23 protein-coding genes, 5 tRNA genes and 5 pseudogenes are annotated in these 25,812 nt (G+C 57.1%); 25 read left to right on the top strand and 8 right to left on the bottom strand.

All coding sequences use genetic code 11. The annotated features are described in order from the left end of the window. Nucleotides 1-34 precede the first annotated feature (34 nt). Together CES87_RS21920 and CES87_RS21925 are read left to right on the top strand one after the other, a co-directional pair. Nucleotides 35-498, top strand: a pseudogene (locus CES87_RS21920) (DUF1993 family protein). Between the two features lie 424 nt (nucleotides 499-922). Next, a pseudogene (locus CES87_RS21925) lies at nucleotides 923-2,075 on the top strand (MFS transporter). Between the two features lie 4 nt (nucleotides 2,076-2,079). Here the strand turns inward: CES87_RS21925 and nhaR are convergent. Beyond that, nucleotides 2,080-2,979: a transcriptional activator NhaR gene (nhaR, locus tag CES87_RS21930; protein WP_128607752.1), complete on the bottom strand. Its 900-nt coding sequence runs from the start codon at nucleotides 2,977-2,979 to the stop codon at nucleotides 2,080-2,082. Between the two features lie 135 nt (nucleotides 2,980-3,114). Here nhaR and CES87_RS21935 point away from each other — a divergent pair, with 135 nt between their 5' ends. Further along, a complete protein-coding gene (locus CES87_RS21935; RefSeq protein WP_128607753.1) occupies nucleotides 3,115-3,357 on the top strand; it encodes a hypothetical protein in 243 nt (80 codons plus the stop codon). Nucleotides 3,358-3,386: 29 nt separating this feature from the next. Continuing rightward, nucleotides 3,387-4,135, top strand: a pseudogene (locus CES87_RS21940) (TerC family protein). A 76-nt stretch (nucleotides 4,136-4,211) separates the two neighbouring features. On the opposite strand, the gene CES87_RS21945 reads toward CES87_RS21940, so the two are convergent. Beyond that, a complete protein-coding gene (locus CES87_RS21945) occupies nucleotides 4,212-4,400 on the bottom strand; it encodes a hypothetical protein (protein ID WP_256591032.1) in 189 nt (62 codons plus the stop codon). Between the two features lie 167 nt (nucleotides 4,401-4,567). Here CES87_RS21945 and CES87_RS21950 point away from each other — a divergent pair, with 167 nt between their 5' ends. Continuing rightward, nucleotides 4,568-5,296: a peptidase C39 family protein gene (locus CES87_RS21950; RefSeq protein ID WP_128607755.1), complete on the top strand. Its 729-nt coding sequence runs from the start codon at nucleotides 4,568-4,570 to the stop codon at nucleotides 5,294-5,296. A 79-nt stretch (nucleotides 5,297-5,375) separates the two neighbouring features. Beyond that, nucleotides 5,376-5,591 (top strand): hypothetical protein, encoded by a 216-nt coding sequence (locus CES87_RS21955; RefSeq protein ID WP_128607756.1) that lies wholly within the window; start codon nucleotides 5,376-5,378, stop codon nucleotides 5,589-5,591. 51 nt (nucleotides 5,592-5,642) lie between these two features. Here CES87_RS21955 and pbpG read toward each other — a convergent pair whose 3' ends face one another. Beyond that, nucleotides 5,643-6,581: a D-alanyl-D-alanine endopeptidase gene (pbpG, locus tag CES87_RS21960; RefSeq protein ID WP_128607757.1), complete on the bottom strand. Its 939-nt coding sequence runs from the start codon at nucleotides 6,579-6,581 to the stop codon at nucleotides 5,643-5,645. 238 nt (nucleotides 6,582-6,819) lie between these two features. Continuing rightward, nucleotides 6,820-7,674, bottom strand: coding sequence for a bifunctional methylenetetrahydrofolate dehydrogenase/methenyltetrahydrofolate cyclohydrolase FolD (gene folD / locus CES87_RS21965; protein WP_128607758.1), 855 nt, complete (start codon nucleotides 7,672-7,674; stop codon nucleotides 6,820-6,822). Nucleotides 7,675-7,949: 275 nt separating this feature from the next. Between folD and CES87_RS21970 the strand changes: the two genes are divergently transcribed. The 13 genes and pseudogenes from CES87_RS21970 to CES87_RS22030 all read left to right on the top strand — a co-directional run bounded on the left by CES87_RS21970 (nucleotide 7,950) and on the right by CES87_RS22030 (nucleotide 18,860). Further along, nucleotides 7,950-8,026: transfer RNA gene (locus CES87_RS21970), tRNA-Arg, on the top strand. 32 nt (nucleotides 8,027-8,058) lie between these two features. Beyond that, a tRNA-His gene (locus tag CES87_RS21975) sits at nucleotides 8,059-8,134 on the top strand. Nucleotides 8,135-8,190: 56 nt separating this feature from the next. Beyond that, nucleotides 8,191-8,275 (top strand) — tRNA-Leu (locus CES87_RS21980). Between the two features lie 88 nt (nucleotides 8,276-8,363). Then, nucleotides 8,364-8,439 (top strand) — tRNA-His (locus CES87_RS21985). Between the two features lie 402 nt (nucleotides 8,440-8,841). Beyond that, nucleotides 8,842-10,152, top strand: coding sequence for a trigger factor (tig, locus tag CES87_RS21990; RefSeq protein ID WP_128607759.1), 1,311 nt, complete (start codon nucleotides 8,842-8,844; stop codon nucleotides 10,150-10,152). Between the two features lie 93 nt (nucleotides 10,153-10,245). After that, nucleotides 10,246-10,880, top strand: a pseudogene (gene clpP / locus CES87_RS21995) (ATP-dependent Clp endopeptidase proteolytic subunit ClpP). A gap of 111 nt (nucleotides 10,881-10,991) precedes the next feature. Further along, nucleotides 10,992-12,275 carry an ATP-dependent Clp protease ATP-binding subunit ClpX gene (clpX, locus tag CES87_RS22000; RefSeq protein ID WP_128607760.1) on the top strand — a complete coding sequence of 428 codons (1,284 nt, stop codon included), beginning with the start codon at nucleotides 10,992-10,994 and terminating at the stop codon, nucleotides 12,273-12,275. A 281-nt stretch (nucleotides 12,276-12,556) separates the two neighbouring features. Continuing rightward, nucleotides 12,557-14,952: pseudogene (gene lon, locus CES87_RS22005) on the top strand (endopeptidase La). A 147-nt stretch (nucleotides 14,953-15,099) separates the two neighbouring features. Then, on the top strand, nucleotides 15,100-15,372 hold the full coding sequence (locus tag CES87_RS22010; protein WP_002552737.1) for an HU family DNA-binding protein: 273 nt from the start codon (nucleotides 15,100-15,102) through the stop codon (nucleotides 15,370-15,372). A gap of 53 nt (nucleotides 15,373-15,425) precedes the next feature. Further along, nucleotides 15,426-15,503: transfer RNA gene (locus CES87_RS22015), tRNA-Leu, on the top strand. 103 nt (nucleotides 15,504-15,606) lie between these two features. After that, nucleotides 15,607-17,478, top strand: a complete 1,872-nt coding sequence (locus CES87_RS22020) for a SurA N-terminal domain-containing protein (protein ID WP_128607761.1) — start codon at nucleotides 15,607-15,609, stop codon at nucleotides 17,476-17,478. Nucleotides 17,479-17,680: 202 nt separating this feature from the next. Continuing rightward, nucleotides 17,681-18,523 carry a DUF2242 domain-containing protein gene (locus CES87_RS22025; RefSeq protein WP_128607762.1) on the top strand — a complete coding sequence of 281 codons (843 nt, stop codon included), beginning with the start codon at nucleotides 17,681-17,683 and terminating at the stop codon, nucleotides 18,521-18,523. Nucleotides 18,524-18,575: 52 nt separating this feature from the next. After that, complete coding sequence (locus CES87_RS22030; protein WP_128607763.1) at nucleotides 18,576-18,860, top strand: hypothetical protein; 285 nt, start codon at nucleotides 18,576-18,578, stop codon at nucleotides 18,858-18,860. Between the two features lie 38 nt (nucleotides 18,861-18,898). Here the strand turns inward: CES87_RS22030 and CES87_RS22035 are convergent, their stop codons facing one another. Further along, nucleotides 18,899-19,939 carry an AraC family transcriptional regulator gene (locus CES87_RS22035; protein ID WP_128607764.1) on the bottom strand — a complete coding sequence of 347 codons (1,041 nt, stop codon included), beginning with the start codon at nucleotides 19,937-19,939 and terminating at the stop codon, nucleotides 18,899-18,901. 3 nt (nucleotides 19,940-19,942) lie between these two features. Then, on the bottom strand, nucleotides 19,943-21,073 hold the full coding sequence (locus CES87_RS22040) for a carbon-nitrogen hydrolase family protein (protein WP_128607765.1): 1,131 nt from the start codon (nucleotides 21,071-21,073) through the stop codon (nucleotides 19,943-19,945). Nucleotides 21,074-21,299: 226 nt separating this feature from the next. Between CES87_RS22040 and CES87_RS22045 the strand changes: the two genes are divergently transcribed. Then, complete coding sequence (locus CES87_RS22045; RefSeq protein WP_128607766.1) at nucleotides 21,300-21,500, top strand: hypothetical protein; 201 nt, start codon at nucleotides 21,300-21,302, stop codon at nucleotides 21,498-21,500. Here CES87_RS22045 and CES87_RS22050 read toward each other — a convergent pair. Continuing rightward, nucleotides 21,487-21,882, bottom strand: coding sequence for a VOC family protein (locus CES87_RS22050; protein WP_128607767.1), 396 nt, complete (start codon nucleotides 21,880-21,882; stop codon nucleotides 21,487-21,489). The genes CES87_RS22045 and CES87_RS22050 overlap by 14 nt on opposite strands. Before the next feature lie 448 nt (nucleotides 21,883-22,330). Here CES87_RS22050 and CES87_RS22055 point away from each other — a divergent pair, with 448 nt between their 5' ends. Beyond that, nucleotides 22,331-22,555, top strand: coding sequence for a hypothetical protein (locus CES87_RS22055; RefSeq protein ID WP_256591033.1), 225 nt, complete (start codon nucleotides 22,331-22,333; stop codon nucleotides 22,553-22,555). Here CES87_RS22055 and CES87_RS22060 read toward each other — a convergent pair. After that, a complete protein-coding gene (locus CES87_RS22060; RefSeq protein WP_128607768.1) occupies nucleotides 22,544-23,119 on the bottom strand; it encodes a TetR/AcrR family transcriptional regulator in 576 nt (191 codons plus the stop codon). The two genes, CES87_RS22055 and CES87_RS22060, sit on opposite strands and share 12 nt — an antisense overlap. A 330-nt stretch (nucleotides 23,120-23,449) precedes the next feature. Between CES87_RS22060 and CES87_RS22065 the strand changes: the two genes are divergently transcribed. Genes CES87_RS22065 through CES87_RS22080 form a run of 4 tightly spaced genes read left to right on the top strand, consistent with a single transcriptional unit; the run spans nucleotide 23,450 to nucleotide 25,765 of the window. Then, nucleotides 23,450-24,265 carry an alpha/beta fold hydrolase gene (locus CES87_RS22065; protein ID WP_128607769.1) on the top strand — a complete coding sequence of 272 codons (816 nt, stop codon included), beginning with the start codon at nucleotides 23,450-23,452 and terminating at the stop codon, nucleotides 24,263-24,265. A gap of 6 nt (nucleotides 24,266-24,271) precedes the next feature. Continuing rightward, nucleotides 24,272-24,568 carry an extradiol ring-cleavage dioxygenase gene (locus CES87_RS22070; protein ID WP_128607770.1) on the top strand — a complete coding sequence of 99 codons (297 nt, stop codon included), beginning with the start codon at nucleotides 24,272-24,274 and terminating at the stop codon, nucleotides 24,566-24,568. Nucleotides 24,569-24,572: 4 nt separating this feature from the next. Beyond that, on the top strand, nucleotides 24,573-25,427 hold the full coding sequence (locus CES87_RS22075; protein WP_128607771.1) for a protocatechuate 3,4-dioxygenase: 855 nt from the start codon (nucleotides 24,573-24,575) through the stop codon (nucleotides 25,425-25,427). Next, nucleotides 25,424-25,765, top strand: a complete 342-nt coding sequence (locus CES87_RS22080; RefSeq protein WP_128607772.1) for a non-heme iron oxygenase ferredoxin subunit — start codon at nucleotides 25,424-25,426, stop codon at nucleotides 25,763-25,765. The genes CES87_RS22075 and CES87_RS22080 overlap by 4 nt, the downstream gene beginning before the upstream one ends. The last annotated feature ends 47 nt before the right edge of the window (nucleotides 25,766-25,812 follow it).

Below are 25,812 nucleotides of genomic sequence, written 5' to 3' on the forward strand. Positions count from 1 at the left end.
CCTGTACGAAGCCTCCGTCCCTGTTTTCCAGCAAATGCTCAATGCCCTGAGCGATGTGCTGAAAAAGGCCGAAGCCCACGCCACCGCCAAGAACATCGACCCGAACGCCTTCCTGCAAGCCCGCCTGTACCCGGACATGTTCCCGCTGGTGCGTCAGGTGCAGATCGCTGTTGATTTCAGCAAAGGCGTATCCGCGCGTCTGGCCGAGATCGAATTGCCGAAGTACGACGACACCGAACCACCTTCGCCGAGCTGCAAGCGCTGATCGCCAAGGTGCTGGCGTTCATTGGCGATATCAAACCCGAGCAGATCAACGGCAAGGAAGGCATCGAGATCGTGACCCGTCCGGGCACGCCGAAAGAGAAGCGCTTCTCCGGCCAGGCTTACCTGCTGAGCTACGGCCTGCCCCAGTTCTTCTTCCACGTCACCACCACTTACGCGCTGCTGCGTCATAACGGTGTGGAAGTGGGCAAACGCGATTACATGGGCGCGTTCTAAAACGCGCGGATACAAAAAAGCCCCCGCAGCCTTGGGTTGCGGGGGCTTTTTCATGGGTAAACATTTTCCTGTACACCGTTGAACCTGTGGGAGCGGGCTGCTCGCGAAAGCGGCGTGTCAGTCAACGTTCATTTTGAAGCTGATGCCCCTTCGTGAGCAAGCCCGCTCCCACAGGGGTGGTGTGAAGCCAGACGTTCGGCTTTCGCTTCTTCACCCAAGGCAAGCCGCAGCGGTGAACAGCGCATCAGTCGAAGGATCAAACCGGCCATGTTGATGGTGGCGCCGAGCGGGATCGTGTCAGACGTGATTTGCAGGTTCGTGCAACCCCGTTCGCAAACACTCTGTTAAGCTTCGCCATCCTCATTTCATGTCTGCCAGTGAGCCTTCGGGCTATCGCTGGTGTCGTCGTTTTCTGGAGTTCTGCATGCTGTTGCCCATTCTTCTGTTGTCGGCCGCCGGTTTTACGGTGCTGACTACGGAGTTCATCATCGTCGGCCTGTTGCCGGCCATCGCCCGTGACCTTGATGTCAGCATCCCGCAAGCGGGTTTGCTGGTGACGTTGTTCGCCTTCACCGTCGCCGCGTTCGGGCCGTTCCTCACGGCATATTTGCCCGCTTCGAGCGGCGCAAGCTGTTTATCTCGGTGCTGATCATGTTCGGTCTGGCCAATACTTTGGCTGCGCTGGCTCCGAACATCTGGGTGATGGCGTTTGCCCGTTTGATTCCGGCATTGGGCCTGCCGGTTTTCTGGGCGTTGGCCAGTGAGACGGCGGTGGACATCGTCGGGCCGGACTACGCCGGGCGCGCCATCGCCAAGATCGGCTTCGGCATCGTCTGCGCCACAGTGTTCGGCATTCCGGTGGGCACGCTGATTTCCGATGCGTTCGGCTGGCGCAGTGCCTTCGCCATACTCGCGTTCATCGCCTTTGCCAAGGCGCTGTTGCTGTTTATCTACCTGCCGAAAACCAACCTGCACCAGCATCAAGTCAGTTTTCGCTCACAGTTAAAGATCCTGCGCAGCCCATTGATGGTGGGGCATGTGCTGCTGTCGATTGTGGTGTTTAGCGGCATGTTCACCGCCTATACCTACCTGGCGGACATCCTTGAGCGCCTGGCCGGCTTCAACGGTACGGTGGTCGGCTGGTGCCTGATGGGCTTCGGCGCGGTCGGCTGATCGGTAATTCGCTGGGTGGCCGCGCGGTGGATCGTCATCCGCTGGTGGCTTCGATGATGTTCTGCGCGTTCATGATTGCCGGTCTGGTAACGCTAGTGCCGAACATTCATTCACCCTTCGGACTGGCGGCGGCGATGGGCATCTGGGGCGTGACTCAGGCCGCGTTGTTCCTGGTCAGTCACGTACGCCTGATGAAGGCCGCGCCCGAAGCGCCGGCGTTCGCCGCGTCGCTGAACATCGCCGGGGCCAATCTCGGGATCGGCCTGGGCGCCATGATCGGCGGTCGGGTGATTGACAGTGTCGGCCTGCAAGGCCTTGGTTTCGCCGCAGCCGGGTTTATTCTCGCCTCGATCCTGTTGGCCATCGCGCTGATGACCTTCAAGCCCCGCGAAGTCTGCGTCTGAAGCCTCACAGTTCGGTAAACAACTCGCGTCGGGCACCTTCGGTAATGGCGACAATGCCGGGGTGCTTGACCTTGCGTTCCACCGAAATGGCGTAGAACGACTCGCTCACCGCGTCGGTCTGGCCAATCACCTCTACGCCATATTGGCGCTTCACTTCATCGGCGATCACGCTCGGACCGATGAAAATCCCGCTACCGGATTGGCCGAAGGCCTGCATCAATGCGCTGTCGTCGAACTCGCCGACAATCTGCGGTTGTATCTGCTGTTCGGCGAACCAGCGTTGCAAGCGACTGCGCACCACGGTTTCCGGCCCTGGAATCAGCAGGGGCGCGCCGTGCAGGCTGTGGGGAAAGTCCTGACCGTAACGCGTCGCCAATTGGACTGTGGCGAAGAAGCTGATCCCGCATTCGCCGAGTTTCTGGCTGTAGCCCTTGATGTCCAGGTGCGACGGCATCGGGCTGTCGGAAATCACCAGGTCCAGGCGCTGGATCGCCAGGTCGGCCAACAAACGTTCAAGCTTGTCTTCGCGGCAGGTGATGCGCAGCGGCTCGCTCAATTCCATGGTCGGCGCGATCAGGCGATAGACGATGGATTTGGGCACCACATCGGCGACGCCGACCCGAAACAGAATCTGCTGTTCATTGGGCTGCGCCCGCAGCATCAATTCCAGTTCGCCGCCCAGCTGAAACATTTGCTCGGCGTAGGGCAGGGCCTGCCGCCCGGCTTCGGTGAGTTCAAGTTGGCGGCCGACTCGCCGAAACAACTCTATGCCATAGGTTTGTTCGAGCAGCGATATCTGGCCGCTGATGGTCTGGGGCGTGAGATTAAGCTGTTCGCAGGCGCGCACGATGCTGCCGGTCTTGGCCACCACCCAGAAGTAATGCAATTGCCGATAGTTGAGCATGGCGATCTACAGTTCGTAAAAACCGAAGTATAACCGCTGAAAATACGAATTTTCCTGAAGTGTTCATCTCCCTAGAATGCGTCGCTATCAACGGGCCATCGTTATGGTGCCGTTTGTTCTATCGAGGAAAACAACATGAAGCTTAAAACCACGGCACTGCTGATTGCGTCTTTACTGGTTCTGGCCGGTTGTGACCAAGCCGAAAAAAGCGCTCAGCAACTGATGGGTAAGGCTGCCGAAAGTGCCAAACAGGCCATCGACGACACCCACAAAGCCGCCGAGCAGGCGCTCAGCCAAGCCACCGGCGGGTTGACCAGCAAAAAAGAATCATCGGAAAAAGATGCGGAAAAAACCGAATCTTCCTCCCAGGAAATCTAAACCGTCTTACAGCGAGTCAGGACTGACCCATGGAATACCTTTTACAGCTAGCCGCCAGCCCCACTGCCTGGGTTGCCTTGGCCACCCTGGTGGTGATGGAAATCGTGCTTGGCATCGATAACCTGATCTTCATCTCGATCCTGACCAACAAACTGCCCGAGCAGCATCGCCAAAAGGCGCGGCGCATCGGTATCGGCATGGCGCTGATCCTGCGACTGGGCCTGCTGAGTACCATCGCGTTCATTGTCCAGCTGACAGCGCCTGTGATCGAAGTTCTCGGCCACGCGTTTTCGTGGAAGGACATGATCCTCATTGCCGGTGGTCTGTTCCTGTTGTGGAAAGCCACCACCGAGATCCATCACAGCATGGACCCGGCACCGGAAGATCCGAAGTCGGCGACCTCGACCGTGACCCTGGGCTTCGCCGCGGCAATCGGTCAGATCCTGATGCTGGACATGGTGTTCTCCATCGACAGCATCATTACCGCTGTCGGCATGACCGAGCATTTGCCGATCATGATCATCGCGGTAGTGGTGTCGGTACTGGTGACGTTGCTGGCGGCTGATCCTTTGGCCAAGTTCATCAACGACAACCCGACGGTGGTGATGCTGGCCTTGGCTTCCTGATCATGATCGGCATGACGCTGATCGCCGAAGGCTTCGGCGCCCACGTACCGAAAGGCTACGTCTACGCTGCCATGGCGTTCTCGGCTGCGATCGAGGTGTTGAACATGATGTCCCGTCGGGCCAGGCAGAAGCGCGTCGCCGCTGAAGCTTGACGTGCGCTAACTGAAACGGCCGCATGAATTCGAAAGAGTTCAGGCGGTCGTTTTTTTTTGCGGTTTAAAATGCGCGCTAGTGGGCGGTAGCGTGACGCATAGCGGCTTTATCGGCTTTATCGGCTTTATCGGCTTTCGCCGGGGCTGCCGGTGGAACAGGGAGGTGATGGTGGCGGCGGGTGATACGCAGAACTCCCCATAACATGGCGGTGGCAACGGCCAACCAGCCGGAAATCAACATCACGATTGTCAGTGCCAGGCTCATCGATGCCTCCTCTTTGCCCTGCGGCGGGCGCACGCGCTATGCAAGTGACAGTCTAGTCGCTGGCGTGTTTCAGGCTATTGACCGAAGGTCGACTGTGACCAACCAGTTCGCTCTATCGATCGCAATCAACTACCGGTTAAAGCTATACCGCTGCCGCGCGGCGCCCTATGATCGACGGCCAAGCCGGGAAGAGGATTGCCTGGCGTCTGAACAAGAGAGTGATGATCGTGCGGGTAATTTCTCGAATTCTATCGGTGGCACTGATTGCGGGTTGTGTTGCCGGGTTGGCCGGCTGTGCGGGGAACGTTGCGCCGCAGATCAAGCGTCTGCCGGAACGGGTCGAACTCACTGGCAGGTTCTACCGAGGCGTGGCCAATCAAAGCGGGCCGCAAGTGCTGGCAAGCATGTTGTCCCAGCAAGGCATCGTGATCACCCCGGGTCTGCTCGACAAGCCGCTGCATTTGCCGGGTGGTGAAGCCCAACTGCAACAAAACATGCAGAACCTGGCCCGTGAATACGGAATAATGGTCTATCCACTGGACAGCAATCTGCCAGCCTTGTTGACTCAAGTGGCGGCCGGTTATCCGGTGATGGTGCGCTTTACCGAGGGTTCTGCGCTCTGGGCCGAGCCGCGTTATGCCATTCTGTCCGGGTATAACCGTCAGAAGCAGACCGTTTTGCTGCGTGCCGGGATGGATCAGCGTTTGCTGATGAGCTTCGGCTCGTTCGAATCGGCTTTCAAAGACGCTGGCGGATGGGCGGTGCTGATTCAGGCACCGACGCAGGTTCCGGCCGAAGTCGATCAGCAGCGCTGGCTCAAGGCGGCGAACGAGCTCGCCCAGGCCGGGCAGGAGCAGGCGGCGGCCAGGGCCAAAAATGCCTTGAGCGCAAAATAAGCCCGTTCGTCAACTGCCGTGCACCGCGGGGCGCAGGAGGTATCTGATAGATAAGTCCCTGGACTCCGCGGAGGTGCGTATGTCTACCGATTCGAGTTTCAACGACAAACGTCCGGAAAACGTTCCGACAACACCTGAAGAAAGTATCGATCCAGTGTTGGATCCGGACAGCCCGTTGCGAGATCCGCTGGCTCGACCGAATGTGACGCCAGCGGAGCATCCGAAAGTCTGGAGAGATCCAAGCACTGGCGACGGTATTCCGGATGACGACCAGATGCCGTTGCCCAACGATTGATAGACGAAAAAAAGCCCCGAGTGATCGGGGCTTTTTGATGCTGCTGCGTTGTTACTTCGAAGCTTCAACCACGCCACTCTGACGATGCTTGAGGTTCTTGTCCGATTTGTATTGCAAGGCGACGGAAGGCACGGTTGTACCCTTGCCGGTTTCAACCCAATTGCGAATGCGAGTGGCGTCAGCAAAGTGGGTGTACTTGCCATAGGCGTCGAGAATCACCAGTGCAACAGGGCGATTGCCCATGTGAGTCACCAGTACCAGGCAGTGGCCTGCTTCGTTGGTGAAGCCGGTTTTAGTAAGTTCGATGTTCCAGTTCGCTTTATTGACCAGATGGTCGGTGTTGCGGAAGCCCAAGCTGTAGTTGGGCTTGCGGAACGACACGGTTTTTTCCTTGGTGGTACTCAATTGCGTTAGCAGCGGGTACTTGTGCGCGGCGATCAACAGTTTGCTCAGGTCGCGGGCAGTGGATACGTTGCGTGGCGAGAGACCGGTCGGCTCGACGAAATGGGTGTTGGTCATGCCAAGCGCCCTGGCCTTGGCATTCATCGCGGCGATAAACGCGGCATAACCGCCCGGATAGTGGTGGGCAAGACTCGCGGCAGCGCGGTTCTCAGAAGACATCAGCGCAATCAGCAGCATTTCCCGGCGCGGCATTTCGCTGTTGAGTTTGACCCGGGAAAACACGCCTTTCATTTCTGGCGTGTCGCTGATGTTGATGTTGATGTACTCGTCCATGTTCTGCCTGGCTTCAACAATGACCAGGCCGGTCATCAGCTTGCTGACGGAAGCGATCGGTACAACCACGTCAGGTTTGCTGGCGTAGATGACTTTGTTGGTCTGCAGATCCAGCAGCAATGCACTGCCGGAAGCGATCTTGAGTTGCGAGGTGTCTCGCGGCGCCGCGGTAGTATCGCCAGCGCTGGCAATTGGCGTGATGAAAGTCCCTGTAACTGCAAACAATACGCTCAGGATGGAAAGACGGATTTTCACGCTGGCAGACTCATAAAGTGTTGATACGCCGTTTATGTAACGGGCTATTTCGTAAAAAGCGCGACATTCTGGAGTATGGCTGAATAACTGTCGATGGTTGTTCGCGGGAGGGGTGAAAACCCTTGGAAACATGAAAAAAAAGTCATTTTCCGGCGGATGGTCGATCCTGTTTCGCGGGCAAAAAAAACCCCGCCATGGGCGGGGTTCCTTGAGTCACTGGCTAGCTCGGCAACGAGGCTCAGCTGTGCAGGGTTTCGGCCGCGTACAGCGTGTTTTCCAGCAGGCAGGCTCGGGTCATCGGACCGACGCCGCCCGGTACCGGAGTGATCCAGCTGGCGCGGGGCAGGGCGGTTTCGTAAATAACGTCACCGACCAGTTTGCCGTCGTCCTGACGGTTGATGCCGACGTCGATCACGATCGCGCCTTCCTTGATCCACTCACCCTTGACCAGGCCAGGCTTGCCGGCGGCCACCACGACCAGGTCGGCACGACCGACGTGGCCGGCCAGATCCTTGGTGAAGCGGTGAGTGACGGTCACGGTGCAACCGGCCAGCAACAGTTCCATCGCCATCGGGCGGCCAACAATGTTGGAAGCACCGACAACCACCGCGTTCATCCCGTACAAATCGGCACCAGTGCTTTCCAGCAAGGTCATGATGCCTTTGGGCGTGCATGGACGCAGCAGCGGAATGCGTTGGGCCAGGCGACCGACGTTATAAGGATGGAAGCCGTCAACGTCTTTGTCCGGGCGAATGCGCTCCAGCAATTTGGACGCGTCCAGGTGTTCAGGAAGGGGAAGCTGCAACAGAACGCCGTCAATCGCCGGATCGTCATTGAGGCGATCGATCAGATCGGCCAGCGCTTCTTGAGTGGTTTCGCAAGGCATGTCATAAGCTTGGGAAAGGAAGCCAACCTCTTCACAGTCTTTACGCTTGTGCGAGACATAAACCTGAGAGGCAGGATCGCTGCCGACCAGGATCACCGCGAGGCCTGGCGTGCGCAGGCCTTGCTGGCGACGCTCGGTGACGCGTTGGGCGATCTGCTGGCGCAGGCTGGCGGCGATCGATTTGCCGTCGATTAGTTGTGCAGTCATTGCGCGTGATTAACCATCGAGAGGGGAAAAAAAGAGAACGCATTCTCGCATGTCGTGAGGTGAGGGCAAAGGCGCTTGGTCTGCAAATTGCCCTAACTCCTTTAATTAAATGAATTTTTTTTAAAAAGCATTTGACGACCTTCGGGGGGCTCTATACTATTCGTCGCACTTGTCGGGCACAGCCTAGCACTGGTTAAGAAGGTCGAGTGGAATCAAGGTTCTGCAAGGCTGGAAAGCACTTAGTATGTAGTCCTCCAAGAGTACAGACTAATAAGGCGCCCGTAGCTCAGCTGGATAGAGCATCCGCCTTCTAAGCGGATGGTCGCAGGTTCGAGTCCTGCCGGGTGCGCCATTAGGCAGCTTTGGCACAAGTAACGCGATATGGTGGGCGTAGCTCAGTTGGTAGAGCACGGGATTGTGACTCCCGTTGTCGTGGGTTCGATCCCCATCGTCCACCCCATATTTCGAAAGGCGCCAGATGAACAGTCTGGCGCCTTTGCTTTAAGGCTTCAATCCGCGGATGTGGTGGAATTGGTAGACACACTGGATTTAGGTTCCAGCGCCGCGAGGCGTAAGAGTTCGAGTCTCTTCATCCGCACCAAATAAAGCTTCACTCATGCCGGTTGGCTTGGTTGGGGCTCAACAAGAAGTCGTTTGGCTTCGTTGTTGGTAAGTTGTTACGCAATATGGTGGGCGTAGCTCAGTTGGTAGAGCACGGGATTGTGACTCCCGTTGTCGTGGGTTCGATCCCCATCGTCCACCCCATATTTTGAAAGGCGCCAGATTTAACAGTCTGGCGCCTTTTTTGTTTCAGAGATTTGAGAGTTCGGCGGCCGCCGGTTCCGGGTCGCAGGGGTAGGGCGTTTCGTCGTATTTATGTTTCTCGATGATGCTGCGCTGCCCGCCGGCCTTGCGCGCAAGATCGGCTGTCAGGGAGATGATTGGCAACCTCTTCTATATATAGAAGGGTTGGCGCAGAGCCTTGGCGTGATTGGCTGTATTTGCCACCGGGGCGAGGTGCATTCGTGCATTCGCACCTATAAATTGCCTGGTGCGTTTTTACCCGTTTTCAGTAGGGTGACTTCTTGAGTTTGACCCACTAGAATGCATGCCCTTGATTCTGGGGTCGGAAACGGCCGGCTAACGTCTGTGCAACGAGGAATATCCATGCAAGTTTCTGTTGAAAATACTTCTGCTCTTGAGCGCCGCATGAGCATCACCGTGCCGGCTGAGCGCATCGAGACTCAGGTCAACAAGCGTCTGCAGCAGACTGCCCAAAAGGCCAAGATCGCAGGCTTCCGTCCAGGCAAAGTGCCTATGAGCGAAATCAAGCGCCGTTTTGGTGCTGAAGCTCGTCAGGAAGCTGTAGGCGACGTGATCCAGTCCTCCTTCTACGAAGCAGTCGTTGAGCAAAAGCTGAACCCGGCTGGTTCGCCTGCCATCGAGCCAAAGTCGCTGGAAGCGGGCAAGGACCTGGAATACGTCGCTATATTCGAAGTGTTCCCTGAGTTCACCGTTGCCGGTTTCGAAGGTATCACCGTAGAGCGTCTGAGCGCTGATGTGGCTGATGCCGATCTGGACAAGATGCTGGACATCCTGCGCAAGCAGAACACCCGTTTCGAAGTGGCCGACCGTGCTGCTCAAAACGAAGACCAGCTGAACATCGATTTCGTCGGCAAGGTCGACGGTGAAGTGTTCGCTGGCGGTTCCGCCAAAGGTACTCAGCTGGTTCTGGGTTCCGGCCGCATGATCCCTGGCTTCGAAGATGGTCTGGTTGGCGCCAAGGCTGGCGAAGAGCGCGTTCTGAACCTGACCTTCCCAGAGGACTATCAAAACCTCGACCTGGCTGGTAAAGCTGCTGAGTTCACCGTGACCGTGAACACCGTTTCCGAGCCAAAACTGCCAGAGCTGACCGAAGAATTCTTCGCTCAATTCGGCATCAAGGAAACTGGTCTGGAAGGCTTCCGCACCGAAGTTCGCAAGAATATGGAGCGCGAGCTGCGCCAGGCGATCAAATCCAAGGTCAAGAATCAGGTAATGGACGGTCTGCTGGCCACCAACCCGATCGAAGTGCCTAAGGCTCTGCTGTCCAACGAAATTGACCGTCTGCGCGTGCAGGCTGTTCAGCAGTTCGGTGGCAACATCAAGCCTGACCAGCTGCCGGCCGAGCTGTTCGAAGAGCAAGCCAAGCGCCGTGTTGTCCTGGGTCTGATCGTGGCCGAAGTGGTCAAGCAATTCGACCTGAAGCCTGACGAAGGCCGCGTTCGCGAAATGATTCAGGAAATGGCTTCGGCTTACCAAGAGCCTGAGCAAGTTGTGTCCTGGTACTACAAAAACGACCAGCAACTGAACGAAGTCCGTTCGGTTGTGCTGGAAGAGCAAGTTGTGGATACTGTTCTGCAGAAAGCTAGCGTGACCGACAAATCGGTCTCTTACGAAGAAGCTGTCAAGCCGGTAGAAGCTCCACAAGCCGACTGATCGTTTTTGCGGTAAGAAGTACACACCATAAGCCAGCTTTCGAGCTGGCTTATGCGTATTCAAGACATAACTATTTGGGAGTGACTGCAGAGCATGTTCCGTAATTCGTATATTCAGCAGAACTCTGATATCCAGGCCGCAGGCGGCCTGGTCCCGATGGTTGTCGAGCAGTCCGCTCGTGGCGAGCGCGCCTACGACATTTACTCGCGTCTTCTCAAGGAGCGAGTGATCTTTCTGGTCGGCCCGGTAGAGGACTACATGGCCAACCTGATTTGTGCGCAGCTGCTGTTCCTTGAAGCGGAAAACCCGGACAAGGACATCCATCTCTATATCAACTCCCCGGGCGGTTCGGTGACGGCGGGCATGTCGATTTATGACACCATGCAGTTCATCAAACCGAATGTATCGACCACCTGTATCGGTCAGGCGTGCAGCATGGGCGCGTTTTGCTGACGGCCGGCGCCCCTGGCAAGCGTTACTGCTTGCCGAACTCGCGTGTGATGATTCACCAGCCACTGGGCGGTTTCCAGGGCCAGGCGTCGGATATCGAAATCCATGCCAAGGAAATCCTCTTCATCCGTGAGCGTCTCAACATGCTGATGGCCAAGCATAGCGGGCGCACTCTTGAAGAAATCGAGCGCGATACCAACCGCGATAACTTCATGAGTGCAGAAGCCGCGCGTGAGTATGGGTTGATCGATGAAGTGATCACCCAGCGCCCCGCTTAAAATAAGCAGCTCAAATAGGGTTGGTCGGCTGGTCTGATCACCGGCGGGCTTGAAAAAGCCCGCAATAGCCTTCATCTTGTGTTGCAAGCCTATCGGATTTGGATCGAACGAATGACTGACACCCGCAACGGCGAGGACAACGGCAAGCTGCTCTATTGCTCCTTCTGTGGCAAAAGCCAGCATGAAGTGCGTAAATTGATTGCCGGCCCCTCGGTCTTTATCTGCGACGAGTGCGTCGACCTGTGCAATGACATCATCCGCGAGGAGGTGCAGGAAGCACAGGCCGAAAGCAGCGCGCATAAATTGCCTTCGCCTAAAGAAATCAGCGGCATCCTTGATCAGTATGTGATTGGTCAGGAACGCGCGAAAAAGGTTCTGGCCGTAGCGGTGTACAACCACTACAAGCGTCTGAACCAGCGTGACAAGAAAAATGACGACGTCGAACTCGGCAAGAGCAACATCTTGCTGATCGGCCCGACAGGCTCGGGTAAAACCCTGCTTGCCGAAACACTGGCCCGCTTGCTGAACGTTCCGTTCACCATTGCCGACGCAACCACCCTCACCGAGGCGGGTTACGTGGGTGAAGATGTCGAGAACATCATTCAGAAGCTGCTGCAGAAGTGCGATTACGATGTGGAAAAGGCTCAGATGGGCATTGTCTACATCGATGAGATCGACAAGATCTCGCGCAAGTCTGACAACCCGTCGATCACCCGGGACGTTTCCGGTGAAGGCGTACAGCAGGCCCTGCTCAAACTGATCGAAGGCACGGTCGCTTCCGTTCCGCCTCAAGGTGGTCGCAAGCATCCACAGCAGGAATTCCTTCAGGTTGACACCCGTAACATCCTGTTCATCTGCGGTGGTGCGTTCTCCGGTCTGGAAAAGGTTATTCAAAACCGTTCCACCAAGGGCGGCATCGGTTTCAACGCGGAAGTACGCAGCAAGGAAGAAGGCAAGAAAGTCGGTGAGTCCCTGCGTGAAGTCGAGCCTGACGATCTGGTCAAGTTCGGTCTGATCCCGGAATTCGTCGGTCGTCTGCCGGTCCTCGCAACGCTGGACGAGCTTGATGAAGCTGCTTTGATGCAGATACTCACCGAGCCGAAAAATGCTCTGACCAAGCAGTATGCCAAGTTGTTCGAGATGGAAGGTGTGGACCTGGAGTTCCGGGCCGACGCGCTGAAGTCGGTAGCCAAGCGCGCGCTGGAACGTAAAACCGGTGCTCGTGGGCTGCGTTCGATTCTAGAAGGTGTATTGCTCGACACTATGTATGAAATCCCCTCGCAGTCCGAGGTGAGTAAAGTAGTGATCGATGAAAGCGTTATAGAAGGCAAGTCCAAGCCACTGTATATCTATGAAAACAGTGAGCCTGTTGCCAAGGCTGCGCCAGACGCCTAAGCGTCACGCTGTCGGTACAAAGAAGGGGCCTTCGGGCCCCTTTGCTATTGTGGGCGCTGGCCAATGTGGGCGCTGGCTTGTCGGGCCGCCGCATCGCAGCGAAGGCGGCATGACAGCCGACCGGATTTTTCGATGTATCCGGACCTCGCAGGCGCTGCCGTAAAACAGCGATCTTTTAAGTCGTTCTTTTATCCGCTTGTTTTTTTCCAAACGAGCCCCCATCTTGGTTTCAAGCTTACTTCCATCTGTTTCCGGCCTTATGGCCGCGTAGAGGCGAAATCATGAAGACAACCATCGAATTGCCTCTCCTGCCATTGCGTGATGTCGTGGTTTATCCGCACATGGTTATCCCGCTGTTCGTGGGGCGCGAGAAATCCATCGAAGCCCTCGAGGCAGCGATGACGGGTGACAAGCAGATCCTTCTGCTTGCTCAGAGAAACCCCGCTGACGACGATCCCGGTGAAGACGCGCTTTATCGCGTGGGTACGATTGCCACCGTACTGCAGCTGCTGAAGCTGCCTGACGGCACGGTCAAGGTTCTTGTAGAAGGCGAGCAGCGGGGCGCCGTGGAGCGCTTCAGCGAAGTGGACGGCCATTGCCGTGCTGAAGTCTCGTTGATCGACGAAGTCGACGCGCCTGAGCGCGAGTCGGAAGTGTTTGTCCGCAGTCTGTTGTCCCAGTTCGAGCAATATGTGCAGCTGGGCAAGAAAGTCCCCGCTGAAGTCCTGTCGTCGCTCAACAGCATCGACGAGCCTGGGCGCCTGGTCGACACGATGGCCGCGCATATGGCCCTGAAGATCGAGCAGAAGCAGGAAATCCTCGAAATCATCGATTTGTCGGCACGTGTCGAGCACGTCCTGGCGTTGCTGGATGCCGAGATCGACCTGCTGCAAGTTGAAAAGCGCATTCGCGGTCGCGTCAAAAAGCAAATGGAGCGCAGCCAGCGCGAGTACTACCTGAACGAGCAGATGAAGGCCATTCAGAAAGAACTCGGCGACAGCGATGAAGGTCACAACGAAATCGAAGAGCTGAAAAAGCGTATCGATGCCGCCGGCCTGCCAAAAGACGCGCTCGCCAAGGCTCAGGCCGAGCTGAACAAGCTCAAACAAATGTCACCAATGTCCGCGGAAGCGACTGTGGTGCGTTCGTATATCGACTGGCTGGTTCAGGTGCCGTGGAAGGCTCAGAGCAAGGTGCGTCTGGATCTGGCGCGCGCAGAAGACATTCTCGATGCCGACCACTATGGTCTGGAAGAAGTAAAAGAGCGGATTCTCGAATACCTCGCCGTGCAAAAACGGGTGAAGAAAATTCGTGGTCCGGTGTTGTGCCTGGTAGGTCCTCCTGGGGTGGGTAAAACCTCTCTGGCGGAGTCGATCGCCCACGCCACCAACCGCAAATTCGTGCGCATGGCCCTCGGTGGTGTGCGTGATGAAGCGGAAATTCGTGGTCATCGCCGTACTTACATCGGTTCGATGCCAGGAAGATTGATTCAAAAGATGACAAAAGTGGGGGTCCGTAACCCGCTGTTCCTGCTCGACGAAATCGACAAAATGGGCAGCGATATGCGTGGCGATCCAGCGTCGGCGTTGCTGGAAGTGCTCGACCCAGAGCAGAACCACAACTTCAACGATCACTATCTGGAAGTCGACTACGACCTGTCCGATGTGATGTTCCTGTGCACCTCGAACTCCATGAACATTCCACCAGCCTTGCTGGACCGGATGGAAGTGATTCGTCTACCGGGCTACACCGAAGACGAGAAGATCAACATCGCTGTCAAATACCTTTCGCCGAAGCAGATTACGGCCAACGGCTTGAAGAAAGGCGAGCTGGAGTTCGACGCCGAAGCGATCCGCGACATCATCCGCTATTACACCCGCGAAGCCGGTGTGCGTGGCCTGGAGCGCCAGATTGCCAAGGTTTGCCGCAAGGCGGTCAAAGAGCATGCACTGGAAAAACGCTTCTCGGTGAAGGTCTCCGCAGACGATCTGGAGCACTTCCTGGGCGTGCGTAAATTCCGCTACGGCCTGGCTGAACAGCAAGACCAGATCGGTCAGGTAACCGGGTTGGCATGGACTCAAGTGGGCGGCGAATTGCTGACCATCGAAGCCGCTGTCGTACCGGGCAAAGGCCAGTTGATCAAGACCGGTTCCCTGGGTGACGTGATGGTCGAGTCGATCACCGCAGCCTTGACAGTGGTGCGTAGCCGCGCGAAGAGCCTGGGGATTCCCCTGGACTTCCACGAGAAGCGCGATACCCATATCCACATGCCGGAAGGGCGACGCCTAAGGACGGTCCTAGCGCTGGTGTGGGCATGTGCACGGCGCTAGTGTCGGCATTGACCGGCATTCCTGTGCGTGCGGACGTGGCCATGACCGGTGAAATTACCTTGCGTGGTCAAGTACTGGCGATCGGTGGCTTGAAAGAAAAACTGCTCGCCGCACACCGGGGTGGAATCAAGACTGTGATCATTCCCGAAGAGAATGTTCGCGATCTGAAGGAAATTCCTGACAATATCAAGCAAGATCTCCAGATTAAACCGGTTAAATGGATTGACGAGGTCCTGCAAATTGCGCTGCAATACGCGCCGGAGCCCTTGCCGGATGTGGCTCCGGAGATTGTCGCGAAGGATGAAAAGCGCGAGTCCGATTCTAAGGAAAGAATTAGCACGCATTAATACGTATTTGCCTGGGGGGCTTCCTTGACAGTTTTTTAGAGCCCTTGTTATAAAGCGGCTCTTAAGTGTCTGTAGGCCATTCAGCACTCGTTTTTGCTTTCACCAAAAAACTTAGAATCATACTCAAATAGATATAAGGGACTTAGAGTGAACAAGTCGGAACTGATTGATGCTATCGCTGCATCCGCTGATATCCCGAAAGCTGCTGCTGGCCGTGCGCTGGACGCTGTAATCGAATCCGTCACTGGCGCTCTCAAGGCTGGCGACTCCGTTGTTCTGGTTGGTTTCGGTACTTTCTCCGTAACTGATCGTCCAGCTCGCATTGGTCGCAACCCACAGACCGGTAAGACGCTGGAAATCGCAGCAGCTAAAAAACCAGGTTTCAAAGCCGGTAAAGCACTGAAAGAAGCTGTCAACTAAGTTCGATTCAGGTTTTTACCTATCCGGGTCGGGGTCATGCCTGACCTGGCAGCGGAGCGGTAGTCCAGTCGGCAGGTCGCCGGTCCGAGACACCGAGGCTCGCAAGTTCGAGTCATCGGTCCGCTCCGCCAGTTACGAGAAGGCGCATCCTCGGATGCGCCTTTCTTCTATCCGGATTCTACCCACGCTCCACGGTTGCCTAATCTTTGAAGTTCAACCGTTTATGGGGGACGCATGCTGCAGAATATCAGGGACAATTCACAAGGCTGGATTGCCAAGACCATTATCGGGGTCATCGTTGCACTGATGGCTTTGACCGGTTTCGACGCCATTTTCAAGGCCACGACGCACAAAAATGAGGCGGCGAAGGTCAATGGTGATGAAATCAGCCAGAACGAGCTGAGCCAGGCGGTCGATATGCAACGCCGTCAACTCATGCAACAGCTGGGCAAGGATTTCGATGCTTCCTTGCTCGACGAAAAGATGCTGCGCGAATCGGCCCTCAAAGGGCTGATCGATCGCAAGCTGCTGCTGCAAGGCGCAGAAAGCTCGAAGTTCGCCTTCTCCGAAGCGGCACTGGACCAGGTCATCCTGCAAACGCCTGAGTTTCAGGTGGATGGCAAGTTCAGTTCTGAGCGTTTCGATCAGGTTATTCGTCAACTCGGTTACAGCCGTATGCAATTCCGCCAGATGCTGGCTCAGGAAATGCTGATCGGCCAACTGCGCGCCGGGCTGGCGGGCAGCGGTTTCGTCACCGATGCACAGGTGCTGGCCTTCGCCCGTCTGGAAAAGCAGACCCGCGATTTTGCTTCCCTGAACATCAAGGTTGACCCGGCGGCGGTGAAGTTGACCGACGATGAAGTCAAAGCCTATTACGACGAACACGCCAAGGAATTCATGACGCCGGATCAGGTGGTCATCGATTATCTGGAGTTGAAGAAGGCTTCCTTCTTTGATCAGGTCAGCGTCAAGGACGAAGACCTGCAAGCGGCGTATCAGAAAGAAATCGCGAACCTGTCCGAGCAACGCCGGGCTGCGCATATTCTGATCGAAGTGAATGACAAGACTACCGAGGCGCAAGCCAAGGCCAAGATCGACGATATCCAGGCCCGTCTGGCCAAAGGCGAGAAGTTCGAGGCCCTGGCCAAGGAATTCTCCCAGGATCCGGGTTCGGCGAACAATGGCGGTGACCTCGGCTACGCAGGTCCTGGCGTCTATGATCCGGTGTTCGAAAAAGCACTGTATTCGCTGGCCAAGGATCAGGTTTCCGTGCCGGTTCGCACCGACTTCGGTTTCCACCTGATCAAGCTGTTGGGTGTGGAAGCGCCTGAAGTGCCGACATTCGCCAGCCTGAAAGACAAGCTGACCCGCGAATTGAAGACCCAGCAGGTTGAGCAGCGTTTCGTCGAGGCAGCCAAGCAACTGGAAGACTCCACGTTCGAAGCCTCCGACCTGGCCCAACCGGCGCAGGACCTGAAGCTGACCGTTCACACCTCCAAGCCGTTCGGCCGTGAAGGTGGCGAGGGTATCGCGGCCAACCGTGCCGTGGTCACCGCAGCGTTCAGCCCGGAAGTGCTGGATGAAGGTGCCAACAGCACCGGCATCGAGCTGGATCCTGAAACCGTGATCGTGTTGCGCGCCAAGGAACACCTCAAGCCTGCGCAACTGCCACTGGAAAGCGTGGCGGGTCCCATCCGCGCGCAACTGGCCAAGGAGCACGCCAGTGCTGACGCCAAGACCAAGGCTGATGAGCTGATTGCCAGCCTGCGCGATGGCAAGACCCCACTGGACAGGCCAATCGACGGTCAGAGCTGGAAGGTTACCGAAGCTGCGACCCGCGCCCAGGAAGGGATTGACCCAACCGTGTTGCAAGCGCTGTTCCGCATGCCCAAGCCTGCCGCCAAGGACAAGCCGACCTTCACTAGCGTGACGTTGCCTGATGGCAGCCTGATGATCGTGCGACTGAACGGCGTCAACGAAGCCGCAGCGCCGACCGATGAAGAGAAGGCTCAATACCGTCGCTTCCTCGCTTCGCGCGTTGGCCAGCAAGACTTTGCGGCTTACCGCAAGCAGCTGGAAAGCCAGGCCGACATCAAGCGTTTCTGATGTTGGACTGAGTTATGCAGTACACAAGAACCCCGGCCGAAAGGCCGGGGTTTTTTTGTTATGGCTGCTCTGACAAACGTGCGGGACTTTTGCCGAATATCGGAGTCAACACCTCTGTAACTGTTTTAAGACACAATCGATGCCACGCTAAGCATCGATCTGTTGCACAATACGCCCCGAACCGTTTTTCTCAGGATGTTCAATGTCTAAATCATTTCCCATGCGTGTTGCCGGGCTGGCGCTGGTACTGGCCGCTGCGGCCGGGTGCTCGTCGAAGAAAGCCGCCATCTATGAGCATGAGAATTTCGACGACTCCGGAACGTTTTCCCGCAACTACCCCGTGACTGACGCACAAAGCTGCGAAGCCGCTCGTCGGGCCTTGCTGAGCCAGGGCTACATCATCACCAGCAGTGATCCGAAACTGGTCAGCGGACACAAGAGCTTCCAGCAGACAGGCGAGACCCACATGGAAATCAGTTTCAGTGTGGTCTGTGCCGATGACGGCAGCGCCGGGCATCACGCCACAGTGTTCGCCAACGCCTTGCAGGATCGTTATGCGCTGAAGAAGACCAACAACTCCGCCAGCCTTGGTGTAGGCGTGTTGGGTTCGGTATCGATGCCGATCGGTTCGTCGGATGACTCGATGGTCAAGGTGGCGAGCGAAACCGTGTCGGCGGCCAAGTTCTACGAGCGTTTCTTTACGCTGGTCGAACTGTTCCTGCCCAAGGAAGCGAAAGAAGCGGCACATATCACCGAGAAGCCGAAAACCGATCTGGGCGTTCCAGAGCCTCAAGCCGCACCGGCGCCATTGGCCCCGCAAACCACGGCTGAACCTGTTCCGTCTGCAGGAGCCGCGAAGACGCCGGCCGAAACCGCGCCCGTTGCATCCGAGCCAGTAGCACCACCACCTGAACCCGCGCCGTTTACAGCGACCCCGAGCGCGGAACCAGCGCCTTCTACGGAAACGATTACGCCACCAGCCAACCCGAGCGATATCCCGCCACCTTCAGAGCCGATTAAGGCCATGCCGATCACTGGTCAGTGATGGCATTGCGGGGCCGTGTGAACCCACACCGGTCCCGTCATTGCGGTAAAGATTGATCCGCGTCAAACAGATCGCCGTCCTGCGGCCTCTAACGAAAAAATCCTGTGATAAATTCCTGACTGCCTGCTACGTTTTATCTTGTAGCGACGAAGCGTCGTGCCCGCGTCATTTTTCTTTCATTCGGGCACTTTATGCTCAAGGCGCTGGTCATTTATTCAGATTTTTTTCAATGAGCTTTGGGGATTCGAAAATGGACGATTATCAAGAAGAACTGCTCGAGTATCAGGCATTTGAACTGGACCCGCTTGAGCCGGCCGAAGATGCTACAGAGCTCTAATCAACGCTTTTAAGGCTTGTAGCTTATAGCTTGCAGCTTCAAGCTGTTTTTCTATGACTGCGGCGAAATTCGCCGGGTGTCTGGCCGGTCCAGCGTTTAAAGGCGCGTTGAAAGGCTTCGGCTGAGGCAAAACCCAGCAGGTAGGCGATTTCTCCGAACGCCAGTTCTGTATCGCGAATGTAGGTCATGGCCAGGTCGCGACGGGTGTCGTTGAGAATCGCGCGAAACTGCGTGCCTTCTTCAGCCAGTTTGCGGCGCAGCGTCCAGATGGGCAGCTTCAGGCGTGCCGCCACTTCTTCCAGGTCGGGTTCCCGGCCGCCATTGAGTAACGGCCCCAGCAACTGGGTGATGCGTTCACGCAGGCTGCGGGTGCGTGTCAGTTGCTCCAGTTCCCGTTCACACAGCTTCAGTAAATGCCTCCAGGTGCTCGGGCAATGCTCCGGGTTACGCTGAGCGAGACTGGCGAGGCTCAGGCGCAGTTGATTGTGCTTGGCACCAAACTGAATCGGGCAGTCGCCCAGTATGTCGTAAGTCGCGTGATAGTCAGGTTCTTCGAACTCGATTTCGATGCGTTCGGCGCGTAGCGGGGCAGGGCTTACGCTGGATAGCTGCTGCAACCAGCCAGCGATGATCGAGTCCACAACGAAGCGGTTATAGCTGTTGTAGGGGCTGATGGAATAGAAGCGTAGCCAGGCACCCTGGGCGTCTTCGTGAAAGCTCGATTGGCCGCGATAGTTGGAACCATACAAGGCTTCGAAGCGAATCAGGCAGCGCGCCGCCTCGCGCACGGTCGGTGCCTGGGCGGCAGTGACTCCGGCGAGGCCGGCCTGGCTAAGGCGACTGAGTTGACCCATGCGCAAGCCGAGCGCCGGGTTGGCGGTCAACTGAATGGCACTGTGGCCCAGGCGCATGTAACGCGGAATCGAGAGTCGGGCACCCGCTTCGCTCAGACGGGCCGCATCGAGGCCGTATTGCTCGAGCAGCGGTTGCGGGTCTGCACCATGGCTGCGCACGGCGTCGGCCAGGCTGTGAACGAAGCCCACCGAGAGATCGCCGAGACGCATAGGCTGCGGCTTCATGGTTTATAGCCACAGGTTCAGCAAACGCGCACCACGGGAGTTGCCGTCGGCGAAGTGCTGACCGTTGCTGCTGAGAAAACTTTGGCCGGTACTGGCCTGATCCCAGAACTGCCCACGCAAAAACACGCTCATGCCGGCAATCGCCTGGCTGGAAGGTGGTTGAGCGGTCAGGGTCAGGCGATGCCAGGCCTGGCCCTCACTGAGCTCACCGGCCTTGAGGCTGACGGAGCCTGGTGTCGACGAGCCCTTATAACCGCGCCATGGTTGATCCCAGATACCACGGCCAGCAATGAATGCCGGGACCGCGACGATCCGTGCCTGCTGATCGTCGAGCTTGCGATAGTTATCCGGGTACCAACTGTCGCTACCGATCAATACGCCCAGGCGTCCAGCCGGGGTATCGACAACGTTGAGCGTGTGCTCGCCATTGGCCTTGATCGCGTCCTGATGTTCAAACGCCGGGTGCATCTGCCGCTGTGGCTGGCCGATCGGTACGCCGTTGCTGCCGAACACAACGCTGCTGTTGTACAGCGCGCCGCGACCGACTTTCAGGGTGCCATCGATGATGCTCGGTTCGGGCAATACGATGGAGCCCGCCACCAGGGTCACGTGGAATTCTCTCGCCAACCCGCCGAACAATGCTTGGTAATCCTTGGCCATGCCTTTGGCTTTCATGCGCAGGTGGGCGTCATCCAGACGGCTGCCGCCCTCGGCGCTGATCAGTGCACGAATGAATTTCAAAGGATTGCTCACTGCCAGCCAGTTCATCGCTTCCTTGAGGGTGGTGGCCTGGTACAACTCATCCTTTTCGCCGCTGACCATCAGCCAGGTGCCGATATGTTCGGGCAGCACGACGATGGTTTTCTCGCTCAGCAAACCTTGTTCCTGGGCTTTCTGCAGGTAAGCCGCGAGTTTGCGGTGCAAGCGCTCGGGGCTTTGATAGTCGGTGGGAAACAACTCGGGCTGGATGCCCAGCAGGTTGCCACGGTCGGCGGGGGTGCCCTGATCGATCGCCAGATCGATCCGCAGGTCCGAAAGGTAATGCCCCACCGGGCGGTCCGCGGCCCACATGGCGTAGGTCGTAAGTGCGGCGATCAGCGCCATGGAGAAGGTTAGGTACAGAAGTTTGCGCATGGAAAAACAGTCAACGGCCGTGTGCAGGGTTCATGATTGTGCGTCTCGATTTTGATCGAGCCTACGCTAAAACAATGGGTTAGGTATAAACCTCTCGTTCTTTTCAAAGTTCATCGCTCATGTAAAGCCAATCTACGCGAGCATTCTGTTCGAAAAATGGGCGAGCGTCTGCTCTCTTGACCCCGGGAAAGCTTTAACCTTTCGGTCGTATGGCGATGTCGCCTCGATGGCGGGCAAGGATGGCGTGCAGTACATTTCGGCCTATTCGGCCTATTCGGCCTATTCGGCCTATTCGGCCTATTCGGCCTATTCGGCGGCCAAGGCGGGCGTGATCGCCTTTATCAAAGCGGCGGCCAAGGAGTTGGCGCCAGGCTTCTCACTCTGGAGACATTCTCAATGTGCAGGATCAGCGGTTAGGCTGGTTTAAAGCAGTATACGGCTAGCTTGTTCCCATCCAAGTCTCGCGCATAAGCGGCATAAGCCTCCGGCGCCCAGTCACGAGTACCTGGAGCGCCTTCGTCGGTACCACCGGCAGCGAGGGCCGCTGCGTGGAAAGCATCGATCGAGGCGCGATTCGGGGCTTCGAAGCTGACGGTCACGCCGTTACCTACGCTGGCAGGGGCACCGTTGGCCGGCTTCAAAACGAAAAAGGAGGGGGCGTTAACGCCCCAGATCGAGCCATTGTCGGCCAGATCGGCAATGCGCTTATGGCCCAACTGACCCAAAGCACTGTCGTAGAAAGCACGGGCTTTGTTCAGATCGGCGCTGATTGAAAATTGACCCAGGCGGCTGATTTTGACTGACCCCATATCCAACCTCTGAAATCCCGCGCAAAGCCATCGCTGGCTGAGTATTCGAATGGGGCAATGAGTTCCGGCAGCTTGGGTCAAAATCGCATCAGCACCTACAACGGTCCAGACATCCTAGCGAATGAGAACGGCCTTACAGGTGTGCCAGTCGACGTGCCATGGTTCTTCAAACAGCTCGCGCTTGAGGTCGCTATCAACTACGTCATGCCATGGATAGTGTTCAATGTCTGCTTTTGGCCCAGGCGGTGTGAAAACGTTTTAGAGCGAACTTGGCAGTCAGAACCGCAAAGAAAATCGCGCACCTACTCAAATTTCAGGTCTGCTGACTATCCAAACACTGGCAGATTTTACGTAGCAACGCAGACTTCCAAACGGTGCCTGCGTTTTTTCACAGCCTGGGCCGATTGCTGCCTGTCGCGACGGACCGCAAACGACCCAATGGCAAACTTTGAAAGTACGCGAACTCAGTAAAGGTTTTCGCAACGAGCAATGGATCTCCTCCATCGCCGCACCCTTGCTCAGTGAGATGCTGCAGGAAGTCGTCTGGCCTACCGACCTGTGCACGCTGGGCGGTAATGCCATGGCTATTAGCGAGACCATTCACCGCTTCGGCCGCGTGTCGTTTCACCGCTCAATGGTCGGTCTGCGTCTTCTTTGCATGTCACGCAGGTAGTGCTTCAGGAATCAGAATGTGCGCCATCCGAGCGCTGCGATCTTTGCGGTCCTGCGCAGTGTCTTCGCTGTGCAGCAATGACAAGCTGATTTGATAGGCATAGATCAGATAAGCGCGATCGCTGGCTTCGCTCTGCGTCACGTCAGCTTGTATCAGCAGCCCCTCGATATAGTTCAGGCGGTAGCGGTCGACTTCGTCGATGGCTTGTCGGGCTTTATCGTCCCGGCGTGCCCAGGCGCGTATCCCCAATTCAATGGCGGCGGCGTCGCGAGCTGTCTGGCCATGGGATGGCAGCTCCAGCAGGCGTTGCAATTGCTGCAGCGGTGAGGTGTGTGCGGTACGCAGTTGAAGGATGACATCCTCGGTCGCACGGGACCGCCAGTTGCCGAGAATGCCTTCGAGTAATTCACCACGGCTTTTGAAGTGGTAGTAGAAGCTGCCACGGGTGATCTTCAACTCCTTGGCCAAAGTGTCGACCCGAACGGCGTCTACGCCGCTGGTAACCAGGACATGCTGTGCGGCATGAATCCAATCTTCTCGAGTGAGACTGGTGCGTGTTGACATTGTGCTAGGGCCTTGTCCAACCAATTAGATTAGTGCCGGGGGCGGGTAGGGCGCCTCGGGCAAGGAAAAACATTCTAACGCCTGGCGGCTTTCCAGGCAGCCGCAATTCACTGGTGTATTGAACAGCTCTTTTTTGTACCAGGCTGACCGTTCATCATAAAGATACAGTTCTGTATCCTTTCAGGAAAATGATTTTTCCGCTCTAGCACCTCATTCCGCGCCCAATACTGAGATACATGTCTGTATTTTGAGTGTTGACGCGTCCGGCTTTCCTCTCTAGCATACAGATACACATCTGTATCTTAATAAATAAAAACAACCGGAGGCCTTATGGACGGTATTGGAAAAACCCTGCTGGCAGCAGGACACAAGACCAACTATCACGAAGCAGGTCAGGGCGATGCCCTGTTTCTGCTCCATGGCTCCGGTCCTGGCGTTTCGGGCTGGACCAACTGGTCGCGAAGCATGTCGGCCTTCTCTGATAAGTGGCGAGTCATCGTGCCGGACATTGCCGGCTTCGGTTTCACGGAGTTCCAGGAAGAGGCCAAGTACGACATCAAATTGTGGGTCAGCCACCTGGTCGGCATCATGGATGCGCTGGATATTGCCAAGGCCTCTTTCATCGGCAATTCCTTTGGTGGCGCGGTCGCCATTGGCCTGGCGGTGTTCGCCCCGGAGCGGGTCGACAAGCTGATCCTGTTGGGAACTCCTGCCGGTGAATTCGTGCAGACGCCGGGGCTACGCGGTGCCTGGGAGTACGAGCCATCGCTGGAAAACATGCAGCGCTTGATGGAGTTGTTCCCTTACAACCAAGCCTTGATCACGCCCGAGTTGGTCAAAGCGCGTTACGAAGCCAGCGCCCGCGCCGGTTCCCAGGAAGCCTTGCGCAAGCTCATTCCCAAGCCGGCCGCCGAGGGCGAAACGCTGGTCAAGGGTTTCCCTGCCGCGGCACTGGCCAAGATCGTCGCGCCGACCCTGGTCGTGCATGGCCGTGAAGATCGCGTGGTGCCGCCATCCTGCGGAATGCTGATCGCCAATAGCGTACCGAATGCCGATTTGCATCTGTTCGGCCGTTGCGGCCACTGGGTGCAAAGCGAGCAGCCGCGTCGCTTCGTGGCGCTGGTTCGCGACTTCCTGAGCGAGTGATCCGACATGAGCCGAAATCTACTGGAGCGAGCGCTGTGGCAACTCTCAGTTGATCGCGCCTCCAAAGAGCGTTTTCGCGAAGACCCCAAAGGCTTCCTCGGGCGTTTCGCATTGAGTGAAGAAGAAGTTGAAATGGTCGTGGGCTTCGATGTCGCCGCTCTGCAAGCGGTCGGGGTCAATCCGATGCTGACCATGGGCTTCTGGCAGGAGTTGGCACCTCAGCGAAGCATGTCGCTGTACAAGCAGCGCTTGGGTGCAACCGACGAACAACGCGCGGCTTTCTCCGCGGCACTCAAGGGGTGATCCGATGGGCAAGATAGTAGGTGGTTTCTGGATGCCGCATGACCCGGTCATGTTCGTTGCCCCCAACGCGCCGCCGCAGGCCCAAGGTGATGCGGTCTGGGGTGCATACGAGCAATGTGCTCAGCGCCTGGCGCAGTTGGCGCCGACCTCGGTGATCATCGTGGGCTGCGATCATTACATCCTGTTCGGCACCCAGTGTCTGCCGCGCTATGTCATCGGTACCGGTGATGTCGATGGTCCACTGGATCGGTTGCCGGGGCTGGAGCGAGGTGTGGTGCGCAACCAGGAAAAACTGGCCGGTCATATCGTCTCGCATGGCGAAGGGCAGGGCATCGACTGGACAGTGGCGCGCAGCTTCACCGTGGATCACTCGTTCTCGATTCCTCATCAGCTGACGGTCAAGCCGGCTGAGCAGATTCTCGGTCGAGAGTTGCCGACTATTCCTGTGTACCTGGCCTGTGGCGTGGATCCTTTCATTTCGCTTAAGCGAGCTGCTGACCTGGGTCGCCAGATCCGTGCGGCGGTGGAGTCGTTCGATGCTGACGAGCGCGTCGTCATTATCGGTAGCGGCGGCATCAGCCACTGGGTAGGGACGGCGGAAATGGGTCGGGTTGCGGAGGACTTCGACCGAGAGATCCTTGCCCACGGCGTCAACGGCGATCTGCAAGCGCTATGCGCCTATTCGGATGAAGAGATTTTGCGCCGCGCCGGCAATGGCGCCATGGAAATCCGCAATTTCGCCTGCGCTATGGCTGCCGTCGCCAATCCGGCCGGTCAAGTCATCGCCTATGAAGCCGTGCCTGCCTGGGTCACCGGGTTGGGTTTCTTGCAATTGATCGTCGGGGAGGAAAAGCCATGAGCCGTGTATTGCTGTGCCAGCGCGATGAACTGTCGCCGGGCGAATTGAAAAAAGTCAGCCATGGCGCTGCCGACGATATCTGCGTGTACAACCTGGACGGCACGTTCTATGCCACTTCGGACATGTGTACACACGCCACGGCCTCACTGGCGGAAGGCGATCTGGAAGATCACCTGATCACCTGTCCGGTGCATTGGGGGCAGTTTGATATCCGGACGGGCGAGGCAGTGACTTTCCCCTGTGAAAAGCACCTTCGTACGTATCGGATCATCGTCACTGACAAAGAGGTCTATGCCGACCTCGAACATGCCAGCGATGCCGCACTGGCCGATGCCTGACGCCCGGCACGAAGGCCTGTCTTTCCACCCGTATTCCTTGTGAGTCC

Origin of the sequence: Pseudomonas sp. ERMR1:02 (assembly GCF_002277815.1) — a bacterium.
In the GTDB taxonomy this organism is placed as follows: Bacteria; Pseudomonadota; Gammaproteobacteria; order Pseudomonadales; family Pseudomonadaceae; genus Aquipseudomonas.

Coding starts and splice junctions, on each gene's coding strand:
- nhaR (WP_128607752.1), bottom strand. CDS start 2,979: ATGCTCAACTATCGGCAATTGCATTACTTCTGGGTGGTGGCCAAGACC.
- CES87_RS21935 (WP_128607753.1), top strand. CDS start 3,115: ATGAAGCTTAAAACCACGGCACTGCTGATTGCGTCTTTACTGGTTCTG.
- CES87_RS21945 (WP_256591032.1), bottom strand. CDS start 4,400: ATGAGCCTGGCACTGACAATCGTGATGTTGATTTCCGGCTGGTTGGCC.
- CES87_RS21950 (WP_128607755.1), top strand. CDS start 4,568: ATGATCGACGGCCAAGCCGGGAAGAGGATTGCCTGGCGTCTGAACAAG.
- CES87_RS21955 (WP_128607756.1), top strand. CDS start 5,376: ATGTCTACCGATTCGAGTTTCAACGACAAACGTCCGGAAAACGTTCCG.
- folD (WP_128607758.1), bottom strand. CDS start 7,674: ATGACTGCACAACTAATCGACGGCAAATCGATCGCCGCCAGCCTGCGC.
- tig (WP_128607759.1), top strand. CDS start 8,842: ATGCAAGTTTCTGTTGAAAATACTTCTGCTCTTGAGCGCCGCATGAGC.
- clpX (WP_128607760.1), top strand. CDS start 10,992: ATGACTGACACCCGCAACGGCGAGGACAACGGCAAGCTGCTCTATTGC.
- CES87_RS22020 (WP_128607761.1), top strand. CDS start 15,607: ATGCTGCAGAATATCAGGGACAATTCACAAGGCTGGATTGCCAAGACC.
- CES87_RS22025 (WP_128607762.1), top strand. CDS start 17,681: ATGTCTAAATCATTTCCCATGCGTGTTGCCGGGCTGGCGCTGGTACTG.
- CES87_RS22035 (WP_128607764.1), bottom strand. CDS start 19,939: ATGAAGCCGCAGCCTATGCGTCTCGGCGATCTCTCGGTGGGCTTCGTT.
- CES87_RS22040 (WP_128607765.1), bottom strand. CDS start 21,073: ATGCGCAAACTTCTGTACCTAACCTTCTCCATGGCGCTGATCGCCGCA.
- CES87_RS22045 (WP_128607766.1), top strand. CDS start 21,300: ATGGCGGGCAAGGATGGCGTGCAGTACATTTCGGCCTATTCGGCCTAT.
- CES87_RS22050 (WP_128607767.1), bottom strand. CDS start 21,882: ATGGGGTCAGTCAAAATCAGCCGCCTGGGTCAATTTTCAATCAGCGCC.
- CES87_RS22060 (WP_128607768.1), bottom strand. CDS start 23,119: ATGTCAACACGCACCAGTCTCACTCGAGAAGATTGGATTCATGCCGCA.
- CES87_RS22065 (WP_128607769.1), top strand. CDS start 23,450: ATGGACGGTATTGGAAAAACCCTGCTGGCAGCAGGACACAAGACCAAC.
- CES87_RS22070 (WP_128607770.1), top strand. CDS start 24,272: ATGAGCCGAAATCTACTGGAGCGAGCGCTGTGGCAACTCTCAGTTGAT.
- CES87_RS22075 (WP_128607771.1), top strand. CDS start 24,573: ATGGGCAAGATAGTAGGTGGTTTCTGGATGCCGCATGACCCGGTCATG.
- CES87_RS22080 (WP_128607772.1), top strand. CDS start 25,424: ATGAGCCGTGTATTGCTGTGCCAGCGCGATGAACTGTCGCCGGGCGAA.